This is a genomic window from Streptomyces sp. NPDC057616 (assembly GCF_042800575.1).
Lineage (GTDB): Bacteria > Actinomycetota > Actinomycetes > Streptomycetales > Streptomycetaceae > Streptomyces.
The window spans coordinates 267,718-275,569 of sequence record NZ_JBHVGU010000008.1; the positions used below are offsets into that span (position 1 = coordinate 267,718).

5 protein-coding genes are annotated in these 7,852 nt (G+C 69.1%); 4 read left to right on the forward strand and 1 reads right to left on the reverse strand.

Annotated features, from left to right (window positions below; genetic code table 11):
• Positions 1–410: 410 nt before the first annotated feature.
• Positions 411–902, reverse strand: a complete 492-nt coding sequence (locus ACFU97_RS12790) for a lamin tail domain-containing protein (RefSeq protein WP_384254692.1) — start codon at positions 900–902, stop codon at positions 411–413.
• A 436-nt stretch (positions 903–1,338) separates the two neighbouring features.
• Between ACFU97_RS12790 and ACFU97_RS12795 the strand changes: the two genes are divergently transcribed.
• From ACFU97_RS12795 to ACFU97_RS12810, 4 genes are all read left to right on the forward strand, one after another.
• A complete protein-coding gene (locus ACFU97_RS12795) occupies positions 1,339–2,178 on the forward strand; it encodes a hypothetical protein (RefSeq protein ID WP_384254694.1) in 840 nt (279 codons plus the stop codon).
• A gap of 178 nt (positions 2,179–2,356) precedes the next feature.
• Positions 2,357–2,944: a TetR/AcrR family transcriptional regulator gene (locus ACFU97_RS12800; RefSeq protein WP_384254697.1), complete on the forward strand. Its 588-nt coding sequence runs from the start codon at positions 2,357–2,359 to the stop codon at positions 2,942–2,944.
• Positions 2,944–4,089 carry a glycosyltransferase gene (locus ACFU97_RS12805; protein WP_384254698.1) on the forward strand — a complete coding sequence of 382 codons (1,146 nt, stop codon included), beginning with the start codon at positions 2,944–2,946 and terminating at the stop codon, positions 4,087–4,089. The genes ACFU97_RS12800 and ACFU97_RS12805 overlap by 1 nt, the downstream gene beginning before the upstream one ends.
• Before the next feature lie 354 nt (positions 4,090–4,443).
• Positions 4,444–7,852: GH92 family glycosyl hydrolase (locus ACFU97_RS12810; protein ID WP_384254700.1), on the forward strand; the 3,409-nt coding region annotated here is incomplete at its 3' end.

The following is a 7,852-nucleotide window of genomic DNA, read 5'->3' on the forward strand; positions in this document are numbered from 1 at the left end:
CCTCCGGGCGCGTTGACGAGTGGACTCCCGCGTCCCGCGGACGCGGAGGACCGTGCGCGAGGAAAAGGGGAGGGGAGCCTCGTTCCTCACGACGGTGGCGGCCGTCGCCTCTGGTAGGGCGGCCGGACCCATGACTTATCCCGCTGCCGAGGGTCACTCGGCGGCCGGCGTTCGGACGTGACGTCCCTCGACGGTACCCCGCATCCGACGCCCGGGCTCCTCTCGCGCCGGAGTGGTTACGCGGCTCGGCCGTACGTCGCGAACGACGGCCGGGCGGAGGGTTGTTGAGGGCGTGGAGCGCGGGGACGCGAAACGCCGGCCGTGCGGCCGTACGCGAAGAGGTGGGCCACCCCGAGGGATGGCCCACCTGGCGCCGCCGGGTTCGTGCGGTGGCGCCGTCTACGGCGTTGTCACCGGCGGTGTCCGCCTTCGTGGTGCCGGCCCCAGGAGGTGTCGTCGACGAAGCGGCCGTGATCGTTGCGCAGGGTCGCGGTGTCGGCGTGGCGGTCCCACACGGAGGTGCGGCGGTCCTGGTAGAGGTCCGTCCGGGTGTCGCGGCCCATGCCCGTGTGCACACGCACGGTGGAGCGGCCGCCCAGGCGGTAGTGGTCGAAGGTGTAGGTGTGGCCCTCCCTGTCCGCGAGGGTCCAGCCGTCGAGGTTCACCGTCCGGCGGGTGTTGTTGGTGATCTCCACCCACTCCTTGTTCAGGGAGCGGTTGGAGCGGGTCTCCCAGCCGGGAGCCTGCTGAACGCCGCTGATGAAGACCTCGGCGTGCCGACGGCCGTGGTCGTGGTCGTGGTCGCGATCGGCGGCCGTGGCCGGCAGCGCGACCGTACCCACGATGCCGACGGCGATGGCAGCGGCGGCGGTCAGACGACGGACGGAAGAAGAAGCGGACACAAGGTCCTCCTTCACGAGGTGCGTACATCCCGGTCCGGTGCGGCTTCGAAGTCGCAGGCCGGTGGGGTGTGTTGTGCTGAACGTGGGCCGGTCGGCCGCACCACCGCATCGTGCAACTTGGGCACCGGGTGTGTGGGGGAATTGCGAAGGGAAACGCGGTTTCAACAGGTTTCTGTAACTCTCGAGTGTATTGCCCATCTATTGGCCGAGTGCGGCATGTTGACGAAGTGTCACGCGCATATTCCTTGGCAATACTGGCCCGCCATGCCGGGACGCCGGTTTCCGCCACCCCACCTCGACGAGGGCGTTCACCCGAAAGTGAGTAACAGGCCCGACCCGGCCGTGCGGGTGATGGCGGTGTTCATGGCCGTGGGCCGAGCCGGGGGCGCGGCGCAGTCAGGAAGCGTTCAGGTAACCGCTGGCACGGTCGTGCCTCATGACCTACGAACTGTCCGACACACCGGAAGCCGCACTGGACGCGAACGGCCCCGCGCGGCACGCCCGCCGCCTGGGCTGGAACAAGGTGCCCGAAGTCACCGTCTACTTCTGGATCATCAAGGTCCTGTGCACGACGGTCGGCGAGACCGCGGCCGATCTGCTCAACGAGAAGGCCGGTCTCGGCCTGACCGGCGTCTCGCTGCTGATGAGTGCGCTGCTGGCCGTCGTGCTGGTGGTCCAGTTCCGCACCGCGGCCTACAGGGCGGGCGTGTACTGGCTCGCGGTCGCCCTGATCAGTGTCGTCGGCACCCTGATCAGCGACAACCTGACCGACAACATGGGTGTACCGCTGGAGACCAGCACCACGGTGTTCGCGATCGTCCTCGCGGTCGTGTTCGTCGTCTGGTACCGGCGGGAGCGGACCCTGTCCATCCACAGCATCGACACCACGGGCCGCGAGTCGTTCTACTGGCTCGCGGTCCTGTTCACCTTCGCCCTGGGCACCGCCGCCGGCGACCTCGTCTCCGAGCGGATGGACCTCGGCTACTGGCTGTCTGCGGTCCTCTTCGCCCTGGCCATCGGGGCCGTGGCGGTCGCCCACTTCGCTCTCGGCCTGGACGCCGTGTGGAGCTTCTGGATCGCCTACATCCTCACCCGTCCCCTGGGCGCCTCGATCGGCGACTACCTGTCCCAGCCGACCGGCGACGGCGGCCTGGGCTTCGGCGTCGTCGTCACCAGCGTGCTGTTCCTGGCGGTCATCCTCGGCCTGGTGGTGTACCTGTCGATCACCCGCAAGGACGTCACCGACCGCACGAGCGGGGCCCGGCAGGCGGCTTGAACGGTAACTGCGGCTTCCGCAGTCGGAGTTCGACCACACGTGAACCCAAGCCGACCGCCTTTTGGAGGCTTCGGGTGTCGTGGCCCTACGGTCTCCGGAGCCGCCGTCCCCCTCGCAGCGGCCTCATCCGACTGTCAGTCGGCGGAGTTTCGAGCAATTTCATGTTAGTGTCGTTAATATGAAATCGGCAAGGCCCTACACGATGCGGGCCAGGGCGGCGAGCGCGGAGAGCACCCGCAGCCGCGTGCTGGAGGCCGCCGTACAGCAGTTGAAGGGGCGCCTGCGGTCGGACATCCGCCTCAACGACGTGGCCGCGCAGGCCGAGGTCACCGTGCAGACGGTTCTGCGGCTCTTTGGCAGCAAGGCGGAGCTGTTCCGCAGCGCTCTGGACGAGGTCCTCCAGGAAATGCGCGAGGACCTCGACCAGGCCGAGCCCGGCAACGTGCCCGAGGCCGTGCGCACTTGGTTCGACCACTACGAGCAGTTCGGCGACGTGGTGGTCGCCAACCTCGCCGTCGAACACGACCCGGCCGTGGCGCCGGTGGTCCGCATCGGACGGGAGCGGCACCGGGAGCGGGTCCAGGCCGTGCTCGCACCGCAGCTCCGGCGGTACTCCGGCGACGAGCGGGAGCGGGTCGTCGACGCCCTGGTGTGCATGAGTGACGTCTACACCTGGAAGCTCCTGCGCCGGGACATGCAACGGCCGCGGCACGAGGCCGAGGTCACACTCACCATGATGATCAACTCGTTGCTGGGGGACGGCTGATGGCACGCTTCGCCTTCGTCACCTGGGACGGCGCGGGTAACCAGACGCCCGCCATCGGCCTTGCGGCAGCCCTCAAGGTCCGCGGGCACGAGGTCACGTTCGCCGGGTACGACGGACAGCGGGAGCGATATACCTCCCTCGGCTTCCCGTTCCGGACGCTCGGCCGTGCCCAGCAGCTGTGGCCCACCTCGCCACCGCCGGACTGGATGCCCGTCCTGGTCGACGCGGTCTGGGCCTGTCGGCAGCACCTGCGGGACATCCCCGACGTGCTGGCCGCCGAGCACTACGACGCGATGGTGATCGACTGCCTCATGTTCGCCGCGCTGGCGGCGGCCGAACGGGAGCCGGTACCCACCGCGGTCCTGCTGCACAGCACCCCGAACGCACTCGTGCCACCGGGCGGCGGCTTGGACCAGCTTGCCCTCGCCGGTGTCAACGAGACCCGAACCGACGCCGGTCTGCCCGCAGTTGACACCCTCTGGGACACGTGGCGGGACTTCCCCGTGGTGTGCGCCGGGGCCCCCGACCTCGACCCGCCCACACATCATGAGCCCCCGGCTCTCGAGTACGTCGGACCGGTCTTCGAGCCCCGTCGTGGCGCACCGTGGAGCCGGCCCTGGCCGGCCCAGGACAAGCGCCCGCTGGTGCTGGTGAGCTTCTCCAGTGGCCAGGCGTGGGATCAGGCATCACGGATCGGCAGAACCCTCGCCGCCCTCCCCGCCGAGCGTCACCGAGTGCTGGTCACCACGGGGTTGGCCGACGTCAGCCGGGTGGCGGTGCAAGGGGACGCCGTCCTCGTGCCGTTCGTGCCGCACGTCGACGTACTGCCGCACGCATCCGTCACGGTCACCCACGGCGGCCATGGCACCGTCGTCGCCTCCCTGGCTCACGGCGTGCCCCTCGTCGCCCTGCCCAACCCGGCGGCCGACCAGCCCGCCCTGGCGGCACAGATCGAACGGCTCGGTGTGGGGATCGCCCTCGACGGCGAGTCCGCGACGCCCGAGCAGATCGCCGACGCGGTTCACACCGTGCTCGACGACGACTCGTACGCCGCTCGTGCGCGCGAGTTGGCCCGCACCATCAGCGCACTGCCGGGGCCGGAAGGGGCTGTAGCGCTCCTCGAACGCATGGCGAAGTCCGGCTGAGCTCGGCCGCGTTTCCCCGCGGGTCGACTACCCGTCACATTGGGTGGCGCCTAAGCCACTTGGGTTGTGGCCACTTGGGTTGTGGCCACTTGGGTTGTGGCCACCGACCGTACTCGACGGCCCGCTAGCCAGGTAAACGGCGGACCAAGAGCTTCCCGGCCGTGAACCTCGGTATCAGAAAGTTCTGTTGGTCTCGTTGACATGCCGCAAGCACAGGCGTTTCACTCAACTCTCGTGCATGGCAACGTTGTCAGGCCGTTCGGGTGACCGGCACTGTTGCCTGTCGTCGGCGTGCCTCAGTTCCCGCGCGTCGACTCCTCATGTGCGAAGTGGGAAACGCTGCGGAGGCAACCGATGGTCAGACCCCGACGCTCAGCCGAGCCCCGTAACCGCAAGAGATTCCGCCAACGCCTGGCCGTGGTGTCCGTCCTGGGCATTGCCGTGCTTCCGCTCCCCGCGATAGGCGGCGCCCATGCCGCGAGCGCCGCGGCACCGGCCTTGGTCAAGGACCCCGCGTCCCTGGTCAACCCCCTTATCGGCACGTCCGGTGCGGTGGACACCTTCCCCGGGCCCGACATGCCGGCCGGGATGGTGCAGTGGGGCCCCGACACGACCCCCGACCGTCCCTCGGGTGGCGGCTACGAGTACGACGACAAGAAGCTCTCCGGCTTCAGCCTCACCCATGTCTCGGGACCTGGCTGCGGCGTCGCCGGCGACCTGCCCGTCCTTCCGGTGACCGGCGCGCTGTCCGGCAGCCTCGGCAGCACCTCCGTCGGCTTCAGCCACGACGACGAGAAGGCGGGCATCGGCTCCTACAAGGTGACCGACGCCAATGGGGTCACGACCCAGCTGACCGACACCACCCGCGCCGGCCTGGGCGCCTTCACCTTCCCCGCGGGCAAGCAGGCGAACCTGCTGTTCAAGCTCAGCGGCGGCGCCACGCAGGTGGACGGCACCCGCGTCCAGGTGGTGAACAAGAAGGAGATCAGCGGCGCGGTCGACAGCGGGCACTTCTGCGGTGCGAGCAACCGGTACACGCTGCACTTCGACATCAAGTTCGACCAGCCCTTCACCGCGAGCGGCACGTGGGTCGGCAGCACCATCAACCCGAGCGCGACCTCGCTGAAGGCGGGCAAGGTACGGCAGAGTCTGCCGACCCACCCGTCGACGCCGCTCAAGGAGAAGCACTTCACGGTTCCCGCGGCACCGTCCCCGATCGTGCACGGCACCAGCGGCGCGCACTCCAGCAGCTCCAGCAGCGCGTCCCCGGCGCCGAGCGCCAGTGGCACGCCCCAGGCGTCCTCCGGCAGGACCGCGGCGAGCAGCGCGGACGAGCCCCCCACCACGGGCGCCAACGGGATGTACCTGACGTTCGACACCTCCGCCAACCCGACGGTGCGCGCGAAGGTCGGCATCTCGTACACGAGCGATGCGGGCGCGGCGCTCAATCTCTCCCGTGAGATCAAGAACTGGAATCTCGACACCGTCGGCCAGGCCAATCACGACGCCTGGAACGCGGTGCTGAACAAGGTCCAGATCGGCGGCGGATCCGCTGACCAGCAGGTGCAGTTCTACACCGCGCTCTACCACGCGCTGCTGCACCCGAACGTCTTCTCGGACGCCGACGGCCAGTACATGGGCATGGACAACCAGGTCCACAAGCTGGCCAAGGGGCAACAGGCCCAGTACGCCAACTACTCGGGCTGGGACACCTATCGCTCCCAGACCCAGCTGATGGCGATGGTCGAGCCCAAGGTCACCAGCGACGTCGTCACCTCGATGCTCAACGGCTACGACCAGACCGGACTGCTGCCCAAGTGGGCCTCGAACAACGGCGAGAGCTATGTGATGGTCGGTGACCCGGCCGCCGGCATCATCGCCGACGCGTACGCCTTCGGGGCCCGCGGCTTCGACACCGGCAAGGCGCTCGCCGCCCTGCAGCACGAGGCCACCGTCCCGAACAACGACCGCCCGGGCGAGTCGGTCCGGGACGCGAAGGGCTACCTCCCGCTCGACGAGAACGACTACGGCTGCTGCAACTTCTACGGACCGGTCTCCACGCAACTGGAGTACGACTCGGCGGACTACGCCATCGCCGCCTTCGCGAAGTCGCTGGGCAAGAAGGACGTCTACACGAAGTTCGCCACCCGCGCGCAGGACTGGATGAACGTCTTCAACCCGCAGACCGGCTACATGCAGGGAAAGAACAAGGACGGCCAGTTCACGGGGGGTTTCACCCCGGGCACCTCCAACGGCTTCGTGGAGGGCACGTCGGCCCAGTACACGCCGATGGTCCCGTTCAACCTGCAGCAGCTCATCCAGGCACGCGGCGGCGCGAAGGCGTACTCCTCCTACCTGGACAGCCTGTTGGACAACGTTGCCCACCCCGGCGGCACCGACGCCGACCTGAGCAACGAGCCCAGCGTCGAGATCCCGTGGGAGTACGCCTACACGGGCGAGCCGTGGAAGACCCAGGCGGCCGTGCGTGACGCGCAGCAGAAGCTGTACTTCAACGCCCCGGTCGGCTCCTTCGGCAACGACGACCTCGGCGCGATGAGCTCCTGGTACGTCTGGTCCGAGCTCGGCATGTACCCCGAGACCCCGGGCGCGGACACGATGGTGCTCGGCAGCCCGGCCTTCCCGGTGGCCAAGGTGACGCTCGCAAGCGGCAAGGCGGTGCAGATCAAGGCGCCGCAGGCCGCACCCGACGCGCCGTACGTGCAGTCGCTCGACGTCAAGGGCAAGGCGTGGAAGACCTCTTGGCTGACCTACCAGCAGTTCACGGGTGCGGCCACGCTCGACTTCACGCTCGGCACCCAGCCCAACACCTCCTGGGCGTCCGACCCGTCGGCGGCACCGCCGTCGGACACCACGGGCGGTGACCGGGTGCTGGCCGCGACCGGTCCCACCAGCGACGGTCTGGTCCTCCAGCCCGGCGAATCCGGTGACGGCACGCTGAAGCTGACCAACCTCGGCAGCAAGTCCGTCACGGCGGACTGGAAGGCCACCGCACCTTCGGGCGTCACGCTCGACTCGGCGTCCGGCTCTCTGACGGTGGCCGCCTCGGGCAGCGCCGAGACGAAGGTCCATGTGACGGCGGGCTCGACCGAAGGCACCTTCCCGGTCACCTTCGCCCTGACCGACCACACGACAGGCGCGGCACTCGGCAGTGCGACGCTCCGGGTGGCCGTGGCCAAGGCGGGTGCCCTGTGGCCGTACGACACCAACGAGGGCATCTTCCCCGACGGCTCGAACTTCTCGTCCGGGTTCGACGGCGGCGGCTGGGCGTACTCGCAGAACGCCCTCTCGGCGGCAGGCGTCACCAACGGCTCCACCATCACGGCCGACGGCATCTCCTACGCCTGGCCGACGGTGACGTCGGGTCAGCCGGACAACCTGGAGATGGCCGGCCAGACCATCCCGATGCCGGCCGGCACGTCCGGTACGTCGCTGGGCCTGCTGGGCGCGGCGGCCAACGCGCCGACCGACGGCAGCGGGGTCTCGGGCACGGTGACCGTCACGTACACCGACGGCACCACGTCCAAGGGGACGGTGGGCTTCTCGGACTGGACACTCGGTGGAGGCGGCAGCAAGCCGCTTCCGGATGACACCACGGCCGTCACGACGGCCTACCGCAACACCGCGAGCGGTGGCCGGGACGGTGTGAAGACCTATGTCTTCGCCACGAAGGTCTCCCTCGACGCCTCCAAGCAGGTCGCGTCGATCACCCTCCCGGTGACCGGTTCCACGGGCACCGCTCACC